Source organism: Amycolatopsis sp. MJM2582, from assembly GCF_000754115.1.
In the GTDB taxonomy this organism is placed as follows: Bacteria; Actinomycetota; Actinomycetes; order Mycobacteriales; family Pseudonocardiaceae; genus Amycolatopsis; species Amycolatopsis japonica.
On record NZ_JPLW01000003.1, the window covers coordinates 855533 to 872100 of the forward strand.

At 69.8% G+C, this 16568-nt stretch carries 14 protein-coding genes and 1 pseudogene; 11 read left to right on the forward strand and 4 right to left on the reverse strand.

All coding sequences use genetic code 11. The features are described from left to right. Window positions 1-13 precede the first annotated feature (13 nt). The 3 genes from ED92_RS22890 (at window position 14) to ED92_RS22900 (ending at window position 2827) form a co-directional block, all read left to right on the forward strand. Window positions 14-973 (forward strand): electron transfer flavoprotein subunit alpha/FixB family protein, encoded by a 960-nt coding sequence (locus tag ED92_RS22890; RefSeq protein WP_037341881.1) that lies wholly within the window; start codon window positions 14-16, stop codon window positions 971-973. Window positions 974-1148: 175 nt separating this feature from the next. Beyond that, window positions 1149-1931, forward strand: a complete 783-nt coding sequence (locus tag ED92_RS22895) for a GNAT family N-acetyltransferase (protein ID WP_037341884.1) — start codon at window positions 1149-1151, stop codon at window positions 1929-1931. Then, window positions 1928-2827 carry a 1-acyl-sn-glycerol-3-phosphate acyltransferase gene (locus ED92_RS22900; RefSeq protein WP_037341886.1) on the forward strand — a complete coding sequence of 300 codons (900 nt, stop codon included), beginning with the start codon at window positions 1928-1930 and terminating at the stop codon, window positions 2825-2827. Before ED92_RS22895 ends, ED92_RS22900 begins: the two co-directional genes overlap by 4 nt. An 83-nt stretch (window positions 2828-2910) precedes the next feature. Here ED92_RS22900 and ED92_RS22905 read toward each other — a convergent pair whose 3' ends face one another. Beyond that, on the reverse strand, window positions 2911-3801 hold the full coding sequence (locus ED92_RS22905; RefSeq protein WP_037341888.1) for an NADP-dependent oxidoreductase: 891 nt from the start codon (window positions 3799-3801) through the stop codon (window positions 2911-2913). Between the two features lie 134 nt (window positions 3802-3935). On the opposite strand from ED92_RS22905, the gene ED92_RS22910 reads away from it, so the two are divergent. From ED92_RS22910 to mnmA, 4 genes are read left to right on the forward strand one after another with little or no spacing between them, the layout of a single operon-like run. Continuing rightward, window positions 3936-5192: a LuxR C-terminal-related transcriptional regulator gene (locus tag ED92_RS22910; protein ID WP_037341892.1), complete on the forward strand. Its 1257-nt coding sequence runs from the start codon at window positions 3936-3938 to the stop codon at window positions 5190-5192. Between the two features lie 33 nt (window positions 5193-5225). Next, window positions 5226-6605 (forward strand): MFS transporter, encoded by a 1380-nt coding sequence (locus tag ED92_RS22915; protein WP_037341895.1) that lies wholly within the window; start codon window positions 5226-5228, stop codon window positions 6603-6605. A gap of 49 nt (window positions 6606-6654) precedes the next feature. Then, on the forward strand, window positions 6655-7851 hold the full coding sequence (locus ED92_RS22920; protein ID WP_037341897.1) for a cysteine desulfurase family protein: 1197 nt from the start codon (window positions 6655-6657) through the stop codon (window positions 7849-7851). Window positions 7852-7856: 5 nt separating this feature from the next. Further along, window positions 7857-8948 (forward strand): tRNA 2-thiouridine(34) synthase MnmA, encoded by a 1092-nt coding sequence (mnmA, locus tag ED92_RS22925; protein ID WP_037341899.1) that lies wholly within the window; start codon window positions 7857-7859, stop codon window positions 8946-8948. Window positions 8949-9026: 78 nt separating this feature from the next. On the opposite strand, the gene ED92_RS22930 is transcribed toward mnmA, so the two are convergent. From ED92_RS22930 to ED92_RS22940, 3 genes are all read right to left on the reverse strand, one after another. After that, window positions 9027-9470: a GNAT family N-acetyltransferase gene (locus ED92_RS22930; protein WP_037341901.1), complete on the reverse strand. Its 444-nt coding sequence runs from the start codon at window positions 9468-9470 to the stop codon at window positions 9027-9029. Continuing rightward, window positions 9467-10504, reverse strand: coding sequence for an MBL fold metallo-hydrolase (locus tag ED92_RS22935; protein WP_037341904.1), 1038 nt, complete (start codon window positions 10502-10504; stop codon window positions 9467-9469). The genes ED92_RS22930 and ED92_RS22935 overlap by 4 nt, the downstream gene beginning before the upstream one ends. 709 nt (window positions 10505-11213) lie before the next feature. Beyond that, on the reverse strand, window positions 11214-12020 hold the full coding sequence (locus ED92_RS22940; RefSeq protein ID WP_037341907.1) for a phospholipid scramblase-related protein: 807 nt from the start codon (window positions 12018-12020) through the stop codon (window positions 11214-11216). 120 nt (window positions 12021-12140) lie between these two features. Here ED92_RS22940 and ED92_RS22945 point away from each other — a divergent pair, with 120 nt between their 5' ends. The 4 genes and pseudogenes from ED92_RS22945 (at window position 12141) to ED92_RS22960 (ending at window position 16495) form a co-directional block, all read left to right on the forward strand. Beyond that, the gene (locus tag ED92_RS22945; protein WP_037341910.1) at window positions 12141-13178 is read left to right on the forward strand and encodes a methionine synthase; all 1038 of its coding nucleotides are present in this window, start codon (window positions 12141-12143) and stop codon (window positions 13176-13178) included. 22 nt (window positions 13179-13200) lie between these two features. After that, complete coding sequence (locus ED92_RS22950) at window positions 13201-13905, forward strand: hypothetical protein (protein WP_037342560.1); 705 nt, start codon at window positions 13201-13203, stop codon at window positions 13903-13905. Between the two features lie 10 nt (window positions 13906-13915). Further along, on the forward strand, window positions 13916-16051 hold the full coding sequence (gene ligA, locus ED92_RS22955; RefSeq protein ID WP_037341913.1) for an NAD-dependent DNA ligase LigA: 2136 nt from the start codon (window positions 13916-13918) through the stop codon (window positions 16049-16051). Further along, window positions 16044-16495 (forward strand): annotated as a pseudogene (locus tag ED92_RS22960) (GNAT family N-acetyltransferase). Before ligA ends, ED92_RS22960 begins: the two are co-directional and overlap by 8 nt. The last annotated feature ends 73 nt before the right edge of the window (window positions 16496-16568 follow it).

Sequence of the window (16568 nt, forward strand, 5' to 3'; positions counted from 1 at the left end):
GAGGAATAGGGAAATGGCTGAAGTACTCGTCCTCGTCGACCACGTCGACGGTGAAGTCAAGAAGGTCACGCTCGAGCTGCTGACCGCCGCTCGTGAACTGGGTGAGCCGTCCGCGGTCGTCGTCGGCCCGACCGGCACCGCAGCCAAGGCGAAGGAAGCCCTCGCCGCGCACGGCGCCGCCAAGGTGTACGTCGCCGAGGGCGACAACGCCACCGGCTTCCTGGTCACCCCGAAGGTGGACGTCCTCGCCGCGCTCGCGGAGCGGACCTCCCCGGCCGCCGTGCTCGTCGCGGCCAGCGCCGAGGGCAAGGAGGTGTCCGCCCGGGTCGCGGTCCGCCTCGGCTCCGGTCTGCTGTACGACGCCGTCGGCGTGAACGGCGACGGCAGCGTCGACCAGTCCATCTTCGGTGGCGCGTTCTCCGTGAAGTCCAAGTCCACCAAGGGTGTCCCGGTCATCTCGGTCCGCCCGGGCGCGGTCGAGGCGGCCCCGGCCGAAGGTGCGGCCGCCGAGGAGACCGTCGAGGTCCCCGCGGGCGACCCGGCGAAGTCCGCCAAGATCACCGGCGTCGAGCCGATCGTCGGCGGCGACCGGCCGGAGCTGACCGAGGCCTCGGTCGTCGTCTCCGGTGGCCGCGGTGTCGGCTCGGCCGACAAGTTCGACGTCGTCGAGGCGCTCGCCGACTCGCTCGGTGCCGCCGTCGGCGCTTCCCGCGCCGCCGTCGACTCGGGCTACTACCCGGCGCAGTTCCAGGTCGGCCAGACCGGTAAGACGGTCTCGCCGCAGCTGTACATCGCGCTGGGCATCTCGGGTGCGATCCAGCACCGCGCCGGTATGCAGACCTCGAAGACCATCATCGCGGTCAACAAGGACGCCGAGGCGCCGATCTTCGAGATCGCCGACTTCGGTGTGGTGGGCGACCTGTTCAACGTCGCGCCGCAGCTGACCGAAGAGGTCCAGAAGCGCAAGGGCTGAGTCCTTCGTTCGAAGCGGGGCCGTCCGGGATTATTTCCCGGGCGGCCCCTTTTCCGTGACCGGGAAGTGACTTCCCAGCCTGAGAGAAGCCTGAGAACCCGCAATTAACGGAACGTGCACTAATCGGCCATCGGGCGCATTGTCGTTGGTACCCCTCCAGGGGTAGACCTGGGTCATGACGACGTCACAGCTCCTCGTCAGCACTGACCAGGCAGGTGTCGAACTCCCGGCCGACGCGCCGCGTTACTCCCTTCTCGTGGCGAACGGAAACGAAGAAGTCGTCGCCGCGCAACGCCTCCGCCATCGGGTGTTCGCCGAGGAAATGGGAGCGACGCTCAATTCCCCCGAACCCGGCCTCGACGTCGACTACTTCGACGAGTTCTGTGATCACCTCGTGGTGCGCGACGACAACACCGGCGAGATCGTGGGCACGTACCGGATGTTGCCGCCCGATCGGGCCGCGCGGGCGGGGAAACTGTATTCCGACAGCGAATTCGATCTCACCGCCCTTGATTCCCTGCGTCCTTCGCTGGTCGAGACGGGCCGCTCGTGCGTGCACCCCGACCACCGCAGCGGCGCCGTGGTGAGCCTCGTGTGGGCGGGGATCGGGCGCTACATGCTGCTGGCCGGGCACCGGTATCTCGCGGGCTGCGCGTCCGTGCCGCTGACCGACGGCGGGGTCTACGCGGCGGGCGTCTGGGATGTCCTGCGTGCCAAGCACTACGCGGATGAATCCCTTCGGGTGACGCCGCTGAACCCGTGGCTGAACGAGAGGATCGAGCGGCCCACCCGCGCCATCCTTCCACCGCTCATCAAGGGCTACACCCGCCTGGGCGCGAAGATCTACGGGCCGCCCGCGCTGGACGCGGATTTCGGTGTCGCGGACTTCTTCGTCCTGCTGGATCTGCACAACGTCGACGAGCGGTACCTCAAGTTCTTCCTGGGAGAGCAGGGATGAGCCACGCCTGGATGCCGAAGTCGCCGTGCGGCGACGGCTGCCTGACCGAAGGGGCGCCGAAGGTGGCGTTCGCTCGGCGGGTCCTGCGGTTCACCGCCGCGATCGGCGTCATCTTCGGTGCCTTCCTGAGCGCGCCGCTGGTGCTCGTGCTGCGCGGCAAGCCCCGGGAACGGTTGGTGCGCCTGCTTTTCGCGGGGATCCTCCGCTCGTTCGGGGTGAAGCTGCGCGTGCTCGGCGACGAGCGGTTCCGCGCCGTGCCCGGCCGTGGCGCGCTCGTGGTGAACAACCACATCTCGTGGCTGGACATCATCGCGGTCAACGCCGTGCAGCCGATGCGGGCGCTCGCGAAGAAGGAGGTCGGCGCCTGGCCGGTGCTCGGCCTGCTGGTGCGCCGCGGCGGCAGCATCTTCCTCGACCGGGAGAACCTGCGGAGCCTTCCCGCGACGATGGACGAACTCGCCTCCGCGATGCGCGGTGGATCACTCGTCAGCGTGACCCCGGAAGGCACCACCTGGTGCGGCCTCGGCTCGGGCCGGTTCCGCCCGGCGACCTTCCAGGCCGCGATCGACGGCGGTGTCCCGGTGCGGCCGCTCGCGTTGCGGTTCCGGCTCGCCGACGGGCGGGAGACGACGCAGCCGGCGTTCATCGGGCCGGAGTCGCTCATCGCTTCACTGCGGCGGGTCGCGGCCCTGCGCGGTCTGGTGCTGGAAGTGCACGTGTGCCCGGAGATCGCGCCGGGCCGCGCTTCGGACCGGCGGGAACTGGCCGCGCTGGCGGAATCCGCGGTGCAGGCGGCTCTCGGGCGGGTGCAGATCCCGGCTCAGCGGCGCCGCCGCGCTCCGGTCGTCGCTCCCGCTCCGGCCGCTGCTCCCGCTCCCAAGGCGGTCTCGCAGTAACTCTCGGATGTGTCATGAAAGGGCCGTTCAGGACGTTTTCCGTCCTGAACGGCCCTTTCATGACATCCGCCGGTAGCCCGGCATCACTCCAGCGTCAGCGTGATCTTCCCGCCCGCGTGCCCGGTCGCGCTTTCCCGGTGCGCCGAGGCCGCATCGGCGAGCGCGTAACTCGAACCCAGCTTCAGCTTCAGCCCCCGCACGACGAGATCCTCCAGCACGGCGGCGGTTTCCGAGCCGCCCGCCGAGAACTTCAGTCCCTGCGCGTAAGCCGCCGGGTCCGCGATGGTGATCAGCCGGTCGGGTGAGCCGAGCAGCTCGACGGAATCACCCAGGACACCGAAACCGGCGGCGTCGAAGACCGCGTCGACGCCGTCCGGCGCGGCCGAGCGGACCCGCGCGAGCCAGCCGTCGCCGTACTGGACGGGCACCGCGCCGAGCGCCTTCACCTCGTCCAGCGACGAGGCCCCGGCGAGCCCGATGACCGTGGCGCCCAGCGCGACGGCGGCCTGCGTCGCGATCCGGCCGACCTGGCCGCTCGCACCGTGGATCACCACGGTTTCGCCCGGTTTGACCTCGAGTTCGCCCAGTACCCGCAACGCGGTTTCCCCGGCGATAGGCAGCGCGGCTGCTTCGGCCCACGAAAGCCCGGCGGGTTTGCGGATGACCGTGCTCGCCAGCGCGTACTCCGCGTACGTACCGGTCTCCGACCAGCCGAAGACCTCGTCCCCGACGGCGAAATCGGCGCCTTCGCCCACCGCGTCCACCACGCCCGCCAGTTCCAGGCCGGGGATGTGCGGGAAGTCGACGGGCCGGACCTCGGCCATCGCGCCGGACCGGATCTTCCAGTCGATCGGGTTGACGCCGGCGGCCTTGACCGCCACCCGAACCTGGCCAGGGCCGGGCTCCGGCAGCGGGGCCTCGTCGAGCCGCAGGACGTCCGGTTCGCCGTACTGGGTGATGGTGATCGCTCGCATGTTCACTCCTGTTCGGATTTCTTCGCTGCGATCAGTCAACCGGCGCCCGTACCCCGCCCGAACCAGTCGGACGAGCAGTGTTCACTAGCCGGGAGAGCAGCGTCCCCGAGCCGGGACGCGCCTACTGTGGACTCATGGATCCGCTGCAAGTGCTGAGCCAGGTCGAGTACATGCTCGCCGCTCCGCGCCCCGAACTCCTGCCGCGTTTCTCCGCGACGGCCGCGACCGTCCTGCCGCATCGCGCCGCCGCGATGGAGACCGGTGACTGCTCGCGTCTGCCCATCAAGGTCGACGGCGACCCGGAGATCATCGGCGCGGTCACGAGCGCGGAGCTTCAGCGGCTCGCCGCGCTCGGCGTGCCGGGCCAGGCCGTGGTGGCCGAGGAGACGCTCGGCGGGAAGCACCGGAAACTCGTCGTCCTGACCTCGGCGCCAGTGATCGGCAAGGGCGCGATGATCGCGCTCGTCCCCACCGAGGACGAACCTGCCGAAAGCGCGCTCGCGTTCGTCGCCAAGCTGTGGGACATCGTCAGCGTGAACGCCGCCCAGCGCGCCACCGACCCCGAACCCGCCGTCCTGGAGAGCAATATCGCGGCGGCGACCGCCCGGGCGCGGGCGATCACCGATCTGGGGCAGACCCACGCCACCACCCTGACGTCGCTGCTTTCGGTGCTGCGGTCCCGCAGGCTCGGCGACGCCGCCGCCCGGCAGACCGCGACCGACCTCGCCGCGGCCGCGCTGGTCGAACTGCGCTCGATCGCCGACCGCGACCAGGAACTCTCGGCGGAACCGGCCACGGAGGCGTTCGGCATCCTCGTCACGCAGCTGGATCCCTTGGTGCGCCACGACGACGTGACCGTCGACCTCGCCGGGCCGGACGACGAACGGCCGCTCCCGCAGGACATCGCGCACACCGCCCGCACGGTCTCGCGCGGTCTGGTGCTCGCCGCGCTGGAGCGGGGCAGTACCCGCGTCCGGGCGTCCTGGCGGATCGACGGGCAGGAACTCCGCGTCACCGTGCGCGACGACGGCCCGGACGTCGCCCGCGCCGTCCCCGCCGCCGGTCTCACCGAGCGGATCACCCCGCTCGGCGGCCGCTGGGAGGTCGACGCCGTCCCGGACTGGGGCGCCACGATCACCGCCGTCCTGCCGCTGGGTGTGCGGGAAACGCCGGAACTGCGCCCGCTGGACCGGCTGAACCCGCGCGAACTGGAAGTCCTCGCCGGGATCGCGCGCGGGAAGCGGAACCGGCAGATCGCCGACGAGCTGGCCCTGACCGAGCACACGGTGAAGTTCCACGTGCGGAAGATCCTCGGGAAGCTGGAAGTCAGCTCGCGCGGCGAGGCCGCCGTGCTGGCGCGTGAGCTGCGCCTGGAGTCCGTCGGCGCTTGACCTCCACCGAACTGGAGGTTGCAGGCTCGTCGTATGACGATCACTGGGGGCAAGGCCGAGCCGAAGGGTGTGCTCTGGACACCGGAGCACCGCGTGACCACCATCGGGCTGCTGCTCATGGTCACGCTCATCGCGTTCGAAAGCATGGGCGTCGCCACCGCGATGCCGACGATGGTGGCCGACCTCGACGGCCTCGCGCTGTACGCCTGGCCGTTCACCACCTTCCTGGTGGCCAGCGTGGTCGCGACCGTCCTTTCCGGACGCCTCGGCGACCGCAAGGGCCCGGCGCCCGCGCTGCTCGCCGGAACCGCGCTGTTCGCCGCCGGGCTGCTGGTCGCGGGGCTCGCGCACGACATGCCGCTGCTCCTGCTCGGCAGGGCGTTGCAGGGCTTCGGTTCCGGGCTCCTGCTGGTCTCGGTGTCCCTGCTGATCGCGCTCACCTTCACCGACCGGGAACGCCCGGTGATCTACGCGGCCAACGCCGCCGCGTGGGTGCTGCCCGCGGTGATCGGGCCGTCGGTCGCGGGCGTGGTGACCGTGAGCGTCGGCTGGCGCTGGGTGTTCCTGGGGCTGATCCCGCTGACCGGGATCGGGCTCGCCCTGCTGGTCGTCGTCACGCGCAAGCTGCCCCGGCACGAGCCCGCCGAGTCCGCGCGCCGCGCCGGGGTCGTGCCCGCCGTGGTCGCCGCCCTCGGCGTCGCCGCGCTCACCTGGGCGGCGCAGCATCCGTCCCTCGTGGCGCTGGCCTACGGCGGGGCCGGCCTGATCGCCCTCGCGTACGCGCTTCGCAAACTCCTGCCCGCCGGGACGCTGTCGTCGCGGCCGGGGTTGCCCACAGTGATCGCTTCGCGCGCGTTGATCGCGGGCGCGTACGCCGGGATGGAGGCGTACCTGCCGCTCACGATGACCGAGGTCCACGGATACAGCCCCGCGCTGGCCGGGCTGCCGCTGACGGTGACCGCGCTGGGCTGGTCGGCCGGGTCGATGCTGCAGGGCCGCATGCTCGACTGGTCGCGCGAGGCGTCCCTGAGGACCGGGTTCGCGCTGGTCGCGGCCGGTTTGGCGATCTTCGTCTTCGTCCCGCTGCCCTCGTTCCCCGGCTGGATGGCGTTCGTGGCGTCGGCGGTCGGCGGCTCCGGGATGGGCATCGCGATGCCCGCGATCTCGGTGCTCCTGCTCCGGTACTCGCCGGAGGCGGAACGCGGGTTCAACACCTCGGCGCTGCAGCTCGGCGACTGGGTCGGATCGGCCCTGACCATCGGTTTGGGTGGCGTTCTGCTCGCTTCGCTGGCTTCGGCGAAGGAGCCTTCGGTGGCGATCGTGGTGCTTTCGGTCGTGCTGACCGGCATCGCGTTGCTCGGGGTGCGGGTGACCGGCCGGTGGCCGTCGGATATGAGCGCCGCCACCCGCTGATGAGGGTGGGCTTGGTCACGCCCCGGAACGGGCTACCCTGAAGGATGCGATGACCTATCTCGACCACGCGGCGACCACCCCGATGTTGCCCGAAGCCGTAGCGGCGATGTCCGAGGCGCTGTCCACAGTGGGCAACGCCTCCGCACTGCATTCCTCGGGACGCCGCGCCCGCCGCCGGGTCGAAGAAGCCCGCGAGGTGATCGCGGAGGCGCTGGGCGCCCGGCCGTCCGAGGTGATCTTCACCGCCGGTGGCACGGAGAGCGACAACCTCGCGGTCAAGGGCATCTTCTGGGCTCGCAACGGCGAGGACGCGCGGCGCCGCCGGGTGCTGTGCAGCACCGTCGAGCATCACGCCGTCCTCGAGTCCGTCGAGTGGCTGGAGCAGCACGCGGGCGCCGAGATCGGCTGGGTCGAGGTCGACGAGGCGGGCCGGGTCACCCCGGAGTCGCTGCGCACCGCCATCGGCGACAGCCCGGAGACGGTCGCGCTGGTCACCGTGATGTGGGCGAACAACGAGGTCGGCACGGTCAACCCGATCGCCGGACTCGCCGCCGTCTGCGCCGAGCACGAGATCCCGCTGCACACCGACGCCGTCCAGGCCGTCGGCGCGGTGCCGGTCGACTTCGCCGAAAGCGGCGCCGCGGCGCTGACCCTCACCGCGCACAAGCTCGGCGGCCCGTACGGCGTCGGCGCGCTGCTGCTCGGGCGCGACACGGCGTGCGTGCCGGTGCTGCACGGTGGCGGCCAGGAACGCAGCGTGCGCTCGGGCACGCTGGACGTCCCCGCGGTGATCGCGTTCGCGACGGCGGTGAAGGCCACGGTCGAGGGACGCGAGGAGTACGCGAAACGCGTCGCCGAACTGCGCGACGACCTGATCGAGGCGGTCCGGCGCGAGGTGCCGGACGTGGTGCTCAACGGTGGCGAGGGCGAGCGCCTGCCCACGCACGCACACTTCACCTTCCCCGGTTGCGCGGGGGACAGCCTGTTGATGCTCTTGGACGCCAAGGGCATCGAATGCTCCACCGGATCGGCGTGCACGGCGGGTGTCGCGCAGCCGAGCCACGTGCTGCTGGCCATGGGTGCCGAACCCGCGGCCGCGCGCGGGTCGCTGCGGTTCTCGTTCGGGCATACCTCGGCACCGGAAGACGTTGAAGCGGTTTCGAGGGAGATCGCGGGCGTCGTCGACAGGGCGAGGCAGGCGGGACTCGCCGGAATGCGCAAGCAGACGCAGAAGCAAGAGGTGTGAGGAAGATGCGCGTACTGGCCGCGATGAGCGGGGGAGTGGACTCGGCGGTGGCCGCCGCGCGCGCCGTGGACGCCGGGCACGAGGTCGTCGGCGTGCACCTGGCGCTGTCGGCGAAGCCCGGCACGCTGCGCACCGGATCCCGTGGCTGCTGCACGATCGAGGACTCCGGCGACGCTCGGCGAGCCGCCGACATCCTGGGCATCCCCTTCTACATCTGGGATTTCGCCGAGCGCTTCACCGAAGAGGTCATCGAGACCTTCGTCGGCGAGTACGCCGCCGGCCGGACGCCGAACCCGTGCGTCACCTGCAACGAGAAGATCAAGTTCGAGGCGTTGCTGGACAAGGCGATGGCGCTCGGCTTCGACGCCGTCGCCACCGGGCATTACGCCCGTCTGTCCCTTGTGGACGGTGTACCGGAGCTGCGGCGCAGCGTCGACTCCGGCAAGGACCAGTCCTACGTGCTGGCGTCGCTCACCCCGGAGCAGCTGCGGCATTCGCTGTTCCCGCTGGGTGATTCGTGGAAGACCGACGTCCGCGCCGAGGCCGCGAGCCGTGGCCTGTCGGTGGCGAAGAAGCCGGACAGCCACGACATCTGCTTCATCCCGGACGGCGACACGAAGAGCTTCCTGGAGAAGCGGCTCGGGCAGCGTCCGGGGCAGCTCGTCGACGCGGAGACCGGCGCCGTGCTCGGTGAGCACACCGGTGTGCACGGTTTCACCGTCGGCCAGCGCAAGGGCCTCGGCATCGAGGCGCCGGCGCCGGACGGGCGGCCGCGCTACGTGCTTTCGCTGGAGCCGGTTTCGGGCACCGTGAAGGTCGGTTCCGCGCGGGATCTCGGCGTGGACGTGATCGAGGCGGACCGCCCGATCTGGCCGAGCGAGCGGCCGCTGGACGGGCCCACGGAATGCGTCGTCCAGGTGCGCGCGCACGGCGGGATCGTCGAGGCCGTGGCGGAGGTCTCCGGCGACTCGGTGACCATTCAGCTGCGCGAGCCGCTGCGCGGCGTCGCACCGGGCCAGGTCGTCGTGCTGTACCGCCCCGATGCCGCCGAAGGCGACCTCGTGCTCGGCAGCGCGAAGATCTCCGGAACCCGCTGACCGCCCGCATTTAGTCCTCTGAATGCGGTCCTTGCGCGTGCAACTACCGCATCCAGAGGACTAAATGCGGGGGCGGGGCTAGAACTTCAGCTTGAAGCCGGTGTGCGTCGCCTCGAAACCGAGGCGTTCGTAGAACCGGTGCGCGTCCTCGCGTTTCACGTCCGACGTCAGTTGCACGAGGGCGCAGCCCCGCCGCCGCGATTCGTCGATGGCCCACCTCATCAGCTCGCCGCCGAGGCCGGAGCCGCGATGGCTCGACCGCACCCGGACGGCCTCGATCTGCCCGCGCAGCGCGCCTTTCCTGGCCAGGCCGGGAATGATCGACAGCTGGAGCGTGCCGACGGCCTCCCCGCCGTCGTCGGCGACGATCAGCAGTTGCGCCGGATCGGCGTCGATCTGCTCGAAAGCCTTCAGGTACGGCGTGAGGTCGTCGGCCGAATCGCGGGTGCTGCCGATCTGGTCGTCGGCGAGCATCCCGACGATCGCCGCGACGTCTTCCCGGCGCGCTTGACGGATGATCATGACGCGTAGTGTCGCACCCCGTCGGTTTCGGTCGAGGTGAGTTTCCCTTGGGCCACCAGCAGATCCAGATGCGAACCGGTCTCGAGCACGGCGAGCATCTGGTTGAACGGGTCCATGTCGGGCAGCTTGCGCCGCTTGCGCGTCCAGCCCAGCCGCAGCGCGACCTCGTACGCCGTCGTGACGTCCGCGGTGATCTCGGCGCCCATGACCTCGAGCCGGTCGCGGTGGTGCTCCAGCAGTTCGTCCACGCGGGCGTGGACGCTGTCGGTGACGGGGCCGTGCGCCGGGAGCATGCGCCGGTCCGGCATCTCGCGCACCAGGCGCAGAGAGTCGAGGTAGTCACTCAGCGGCAGCTCGGTGGGCACCGGCTGGAAGCCGATGGACGGCGTGATGTGCGGCAGCACGTGGTCGCCGGAGAACACCAGCCCCGCCTCGTCGTCGACGAAGACGACGTGCCCGTCCGTGTGGCCCGGCGTGTGCACGACGTCGAACTCGCGGCCGGGCACGATCGCGCGTTTCCCGGGGACGAGCCACTCGTCGGGCTGCTCCCACAGATGCGCCTCGGTGTGCCGGACGCCGCCGAAGGCCTTGGCGAGTTCGTCGACGACGGCGTCCGCGCCACACCGCTGGAGCAGGCCGACCTGCGCCTCCATCGGGAAGCGGTCCGGATCGCCGGAGCGCACCAGCGACGGCTCTTCCCGTTTCCCGAGCCCGAGTGTGCCGCCGAATTCGCGGCGCAGTTCCACGGCCAGCGTGTAGTGATCGCGATGCACGTGGGTGATCAGGAACTCGTCGATGTCGCCGAGATCCGCGCCGAGCGCCTTCAACCCGCGCGAAAGCCGTTCGCGCGCCGACTCCAGCGCCCAGCCCGAGTCCACGAGGACCAGGCGGGTGCCGTCGGTGACGACGTAGACGTTGACCGCGCGCAGCGCGTCCTGCGGCAGGGGCAGCGGGATCCGGTGGACCCCCGGCGAAACCGTGTAGACGCCTGGCTCCGCCCAGTCCCGTTCGCCGTCTTCCGGCAACGGCTGCATGGTGACCTCCGTCCCGGACGCACTCCGGTGTGCCGCCCAGTCCCACCACTTTGTGCCGCCGGAAGCCGAGTGTCCACTTGAGCGGGGTGAGACCCCGGTCACTTGGTATTTGGCCCACGCTGCGGGCAATGCAGATCAGTGCGGAACATGCCGGGCGATGTGTTGCGTATACGCAGACCAACGGGGTTACAGTTGCGCGGATAAGGTCGAATCTTTGACCGCGCAAGTCATCGCCGGAGCCATCCTGGTGGACAGCCCCGGCGATGGGTTGCCCCAGGTCAGTGCTGGTACAAGGTTTCTAGCCCTAACAGCGCCAGTACGACCAGGGTTATCACGTGGTTCGCCGTCAGGGTCAGTTCGAACCTGACTCTGACGGCGAACCGGTTACTACGGCCCTTTTGTGCCATGGGCCTTCACCTCCACCCCCTGAAGTACTGCGCGAGCCTCTGCTCGGCAGAGTCGAGAAGCCAGGGGAACCTCCCCGACGGCCGTACGAGGAGGTAAGTGGACGAGCTTCGCGATGCAGCGTAGAAGCCCGTTGTGACATGTTCGGCGCGACACGCGGGACTCGTCTGAGGCCAGGTGATTGCGCTCGCGCAAGTCCAAAACAGAAGAGAGCCCCGTCGGGTGACGTCCCCAATGTGGCATTGGAGACGCTGATCGTCCCCAATGCCACATTGGGGGACACGGGCTGCCGGTACGACGGCCTTCAGCGATCGTCCTGCTTCAGCGCGGTGTCGATCGTCAGCGCCGAAGCGACCACCATCGACGCCAGCGGGTCTCGCAGCGGCCGGTGGATCTCGACGACGTAGTTGTCGGCGGTGGTGAACGCGGCCTTCACGAAACCGCCCCAGGTCTTGGTGATCCGCGCGATCTCGACGTCGGCGTGGTCCTTGATCACGAAGTTCCACGCCCGCCAGTTCTCCGCGAAGATCCCGCCCACCTTCTGGCCGTTCACCACGAAACCCAGCCGGATCTTGCCGAAGACGTTCTCCTGCACGATCTCCCCGATGGGGGAGTCGTCGGCCTTCGTCACCAGGAACCGGGATTTGAACACCTTCGCGGGCCGCGTCACCTTCAGCACGGTGCTGTGGTTCGCGTCGCGGATTTCGAAGCGGTGGGTCAGGAACTGGTCGTAGTTCGTGAGCAGCCGGATGGCCTTCTTCAACGTGCTCTGCCCGACCTGGACGACGCCGCCGAGGCGGTTGCCGTTCTGGTCGAACACGCCGAACTCGTTCGACATCTCGATGAGTTTCGCGCGCTGGTTGACCACCAGCACGGGTTCGGAGAACAGCGTTCCGCCGCCGACCACCCCGGTGGCCCGGCCTTGGGTCCCCCGTGCCGCCTGCGCCCGGATCTTGTTCGGGTCGTGCGCGCCTTCGATGTCCAGCTCGATCATCTCGGCGTCGTGCGACGGCCGCGTGTTCGCGGTCCAGGCCTGCCCGTCCCACCACCGGTACACCCGGGGGTTCTGCTGGTCGGGATACCAGCCGGCGGGCTGTGGAGAGCTCGTCATGGCAGGTCAGCGTAATGCGCGCGGCGCCGTCTGGGGCTCGACGACGGCAATTGCGTCGAATGTCCGTGTCCTCCCGTGCCCCGCCGCCCCGCACACTCGGACCAAGGGGAGAATCCGGGTGTGAACGAACGACCTTGGCCCCCTGGCGCGGCCACCGCGATCGGTTCCCTGCCCGGTACCGATCCGGTCGAGGCCGCTTCGATCGTGTTCGGTGAACTGCCCGAATTCCCCTGTATGCCCGAACTTCCCGCCCGCGGCGTCGGCGCCGACATGATCGGCCGGACGGCGGCGTTGCTGGTCGACCTCGCCGTCGAGGTGGTGCCGAGCGGCTACCGCGTCACCGCCCGTCCCGGGCACGATCACCGCCGGGCCCTCGATCTGCTGAACTGGGACCTCGACGCCGTCCAGGAGGCGCGGGAGAAGGCGGGTGCCGCGCCGCCCGCCTTCAAGATCCAGGTCGCCGGGCCGTGGACGCTGGCCGCGAACGTCGAACTCCCGCGCGGACACCGGGTCCTCACCGACAGGGGCGCGCTGCGTGACTTCGCCGCTTCGCTGCTCGACGGACTGACAGGCCACGTCGAGGAACTGAAATCGCGTATCGGCGCGCCTGTCGTGATCCAGTTCGACGAGCCGTCGCTGCCCGCGGTCCTCGCCGGTGATCTCCCGACGGCGTCCGGCTACGGCACCGTTCCCGCCGTGCCCGCGCCGGAAGCCCGCGAGCTGCTTTCGACGGTGATCTCGGGCGCGGAGCGCATCACCGGTCAGCCGGTCGCGGTGCACTGCTGCGCCGAAAAACCGCCGATCTCGTTGCTGCGCGCGGCGGGGGCGAAGGCGATCGCGTTCGACTTCGCCTTGCTGAAGGGCGCTTCGCCCGCGCTGCTCGACGAAATCGGCGAGACGCTGGACTCCGGCACGACGCTGATGCTCGGCCTCGTCCCCACCACCGACCCCGGCGTGCCGGTGGAACTGCGTGACGTGGTCTCGCCCGTCCTCAAGCTCGTCGACCGGCTCGGCTTCCGCCGCGAAATCCTCGCGGACCAGGTCGTGCCGACGTCGGCGTGCGGGCTCGCGGGTGCCACTCCCGAGTGGATGCGCCGCGCGCTCACGCTCAGCCGCGAGTCCGGCAAGGCTTTCACCGAACCGCCTGAGGGCTGGTGAGCGGCGCGGTAGCGTGCCCGTCATGCGTTTGTTCCGCCGTTCCCGTAAATCCGAGGACGTTCCCGACCCCCGTACCGCCTGGCCGGAGCAGCCGGTCCCCGAGGACGCGGCCGCCGCGGCGGCGAAGTTCTGGGAGGCGTGGTTCGCGCTCCTGCCGGAGGTCAGCGCCGCCCTCGGCGACCGTGAACCGCATCGGGTGGAACACGACCTCTGCACCATCGTCGAGGCACTGCATCCCCGGCTGCACTTCTCCCTCGATCGTGGGCACCGGGCGATCTACTCACTGGTGCTGACCGGCCAGGAGGATCCGGAACTGCGCCCGTACACCGACGCGTGGAAGGCCGCGGCACCGCCGGAGGATGCGATCTGGGAGTACCACGATTCGGTGCCACCGGTCCCCGATCCGAGTGACGTCACCGTCAACCTCGGCGAGACCCGCATCGCGCTCGCCGACGTCCGGGTGACCGCGAAAGTCGACGAAGCAGCCGGACGGGTGGACGTGACCGTGTTCCATCCGCTGATCGAAGAGCTGGCGCCGGAGACCCGGACGACCATGACGTTCCTGCCGCTGGACGCCACGCTGGGTGAGCGTGTCGCGGCCGAACGCCTCGGCAAGGTCGAGCTGGTGACCGAGGCCCAGGACGGGCAGCTGACCTTGCTCGAACTACGCGAAGTGGTCGGCGGACTCGGTTCACCGGAGCCCGGAAATGTCGGTACCCCCGACTAGGGTTACCCCCGTGAGCAGCGAACTTCCCGAAAACATCGAGCCGGCGCAGGACGTCACCGACGTGCCTGCCGACGTCCGTGAACGGCATGCCGAGCTGGCGGAGGAGATCCGCGGCCACCAGTTCCGGTACTACGTGCTGGATTCACCGATCGTGTCCGACGGTCAGTTCGACGAGCTGCTCAACGAACTCCAGGCCATCGAGGACGAGTATCCGGGGCTGGTGACGCCGGAGTCGCCGACGCAGAACGTCGGCGGCACGTTCTCCACCGAGTTCGTCGCGCACGACCACCTCGAGCGCATGCTCAGCCTCGACAACGTTTTCGACACCGAGGAGTTCGAGGCCTGGGTCGAGCGGGTCCAGAAGGAGATCGGCGCGACGAAGTACCTCGCCGAACTGAAGATCGACGGGCTCGCGATCAACCTGCTGTACGAGAACGGCCGCCTGACCCGCGCGCTGACCAGGGGTGACGGCCGCACCGGCGAGGACGTCACGCTCAACGTCCGCACGCTGGAGCAGGTGCCGGAGCGGCTGACGGCGACGGACGAGTTCCCGGTGCCCGCACTGGTCGAGGTCCGCGGCGAGGTGTTCTTCCGCGTCGAGGATTTCCTGGCGCTGAACGCGAAAATGGTCGAGGCGGGCAAGGATCCGTACGCGAACCCGCGCAACACGGCCGCCGGATCGTTGCGGCAGAAGGATCCCAAGATCACGAAGTCGCGCAACCTGCGGCTGATCTGCCACGGCCTCGGCAAACGCGAGGGTTTCGAGCCGAAACGCCAGTCCGAGGCGTACGACGCGCTCGCCGCGTGGGGCCTGCCGGTCTCGCCGCACAGCAAGGTGCTGACCTCCGGCAAGGAGCTGCTGGAGCACATCCAGTACTGGGGAGAGCACAGGCACGACGCCGAACACGAGATCGACGGTGTCGTCATCAAGGTCGACGAGGTCGCGCTGCAGCGCCGTCTGGGCACGACGTCGCGCGCGCCGCGCTGGGCGATCGCCTACAAGTACCCGCCGGAAGAGGCGATCACCACGCTCCTGGACATCCAGGTCAACGTCGGCCGCACCGGGCGGGTCACCCCGTTCGCGGTGATGGAGCCGGTGAAGGTGGCCGGATCCACGGTCGCGATGGCGACCCTGCACAACCAGGAGGAGGTCAAGCGCAAGGGCGTGCTGATCGGGGACAAGGTCGTCATCCGCAAGGCGGGCGACGTCATCCCCGAGGTACTCGGCCCGGTCGCCGACGCGCGCACCGGCGAAGAGCGCGAGTTCGTCATGCCGTTGCGCTGCCCCAACTGCGACACCGAACTGGCGTACCAGAAGGAGGGCGACATCGACATCCGTTGCCCGAACGCCCAGTTCTGCCCGGCGCAGCGGCGGGAGCGGCTGTTCCACCTGGCGAGCCGGAACGTCTTCGACATCGAGGTGGTCGGGTACGAGGCCGCGGTGGCGCTGCTGGACGCCGGTGTCGTGCACGACGAGGGCGACATCTTCGACCTGGACGAGGAGAAGCTGCTCCAGGTCGAGCTGTTCCGCACCAAGGCGGGGGAGCTCTCGGCCAACGGGCGCAAACTGCTGGAGAACCTGGAAACCGTCAAGGACCGTCCACTGTGGAGGGTCATCGTCGGGCTGTCGATCCGGCATGTCGGCCCGACGGCCGCGCAGGCGCTGGCGCGGGAATTCGGTTCACTGGAACGGATCGAGAACGCCTCCGAAGAGGAGCTCGCCGCCGTCGACGGTGTCGGCCCGACCATCGTGCGGGCCGCGAAGGAATGGTTCGAGGTCGATTGGCACCGTGAGATCGTCGAGAAATGGCGTGCGGCGGGCGTGCGGATGGAGGAGGAGCGCGACGAGTCCGTCCCGCGCAACCTCGAAGGCCTGTCCATCGTCGTCACCGGCTCGCTGAACGACTACTCCCGCGACGAGGCCAAGGAGTTCATCATGGCCCGCGGCGGGAAGGCGGCCGGTTCGGTGTCGAAGAAGACGGCGTTCGTCGTCGTCGGCGACGCGCCGGGCTCGAAGTACGACAAGGCCGTCCAGCTGAAGGTGCCGGTGCTCGACGAGAACGGCTTCCGTGTGCTGCTGGAAGACGGGCCCGAGGCCGCGGCCGAGCTCGCGTTGCCGACCGGCGAGGAGGAGAGCGGTGAGTGACCTGGAGATCCGGCCCGCGCGGCCGGAGGAGCTGACGGCCGTCGGGGAGCTCACGCTGGCCGCGTACTCGGCGGAGCGGAGCCTCGTCGACGGCGTGGGCTACGCGACCGAGTTGCTCGACGCCGCCCGGCGGGCGGAGCTGGCCGAACTGCTGGTCGCGGTGGACGGGGACGGCACGCTCGTCGGCACCGTCACCATCGCGCACCCGGGGACGCCCTTCGCCGAGCTGTCCCGCGAGGGCGAACTGGAGTTCCGCATGCTCGGGGTGCTGCCCTCGGCGACCGGGCGCGGGAACTCGGCGCGGCCCGGGTGGTCCTGTGCAGCCTGGAGACGATGACGCGGGCCCACCGGCTCTACGAGCGGCTCGGCTTCGTGCGGCTGCCCGAGCGGGACTGGGAGCCGCATCCCGGGGTGACCCTGATCGCGTACCGCCTGGAGCTCTGAGCCCCGCATTTAGTCCTCTGAATGCGGTACTTGCGCGTGCAACCACCGCATTCAGAGGACGAAATGCATGAGG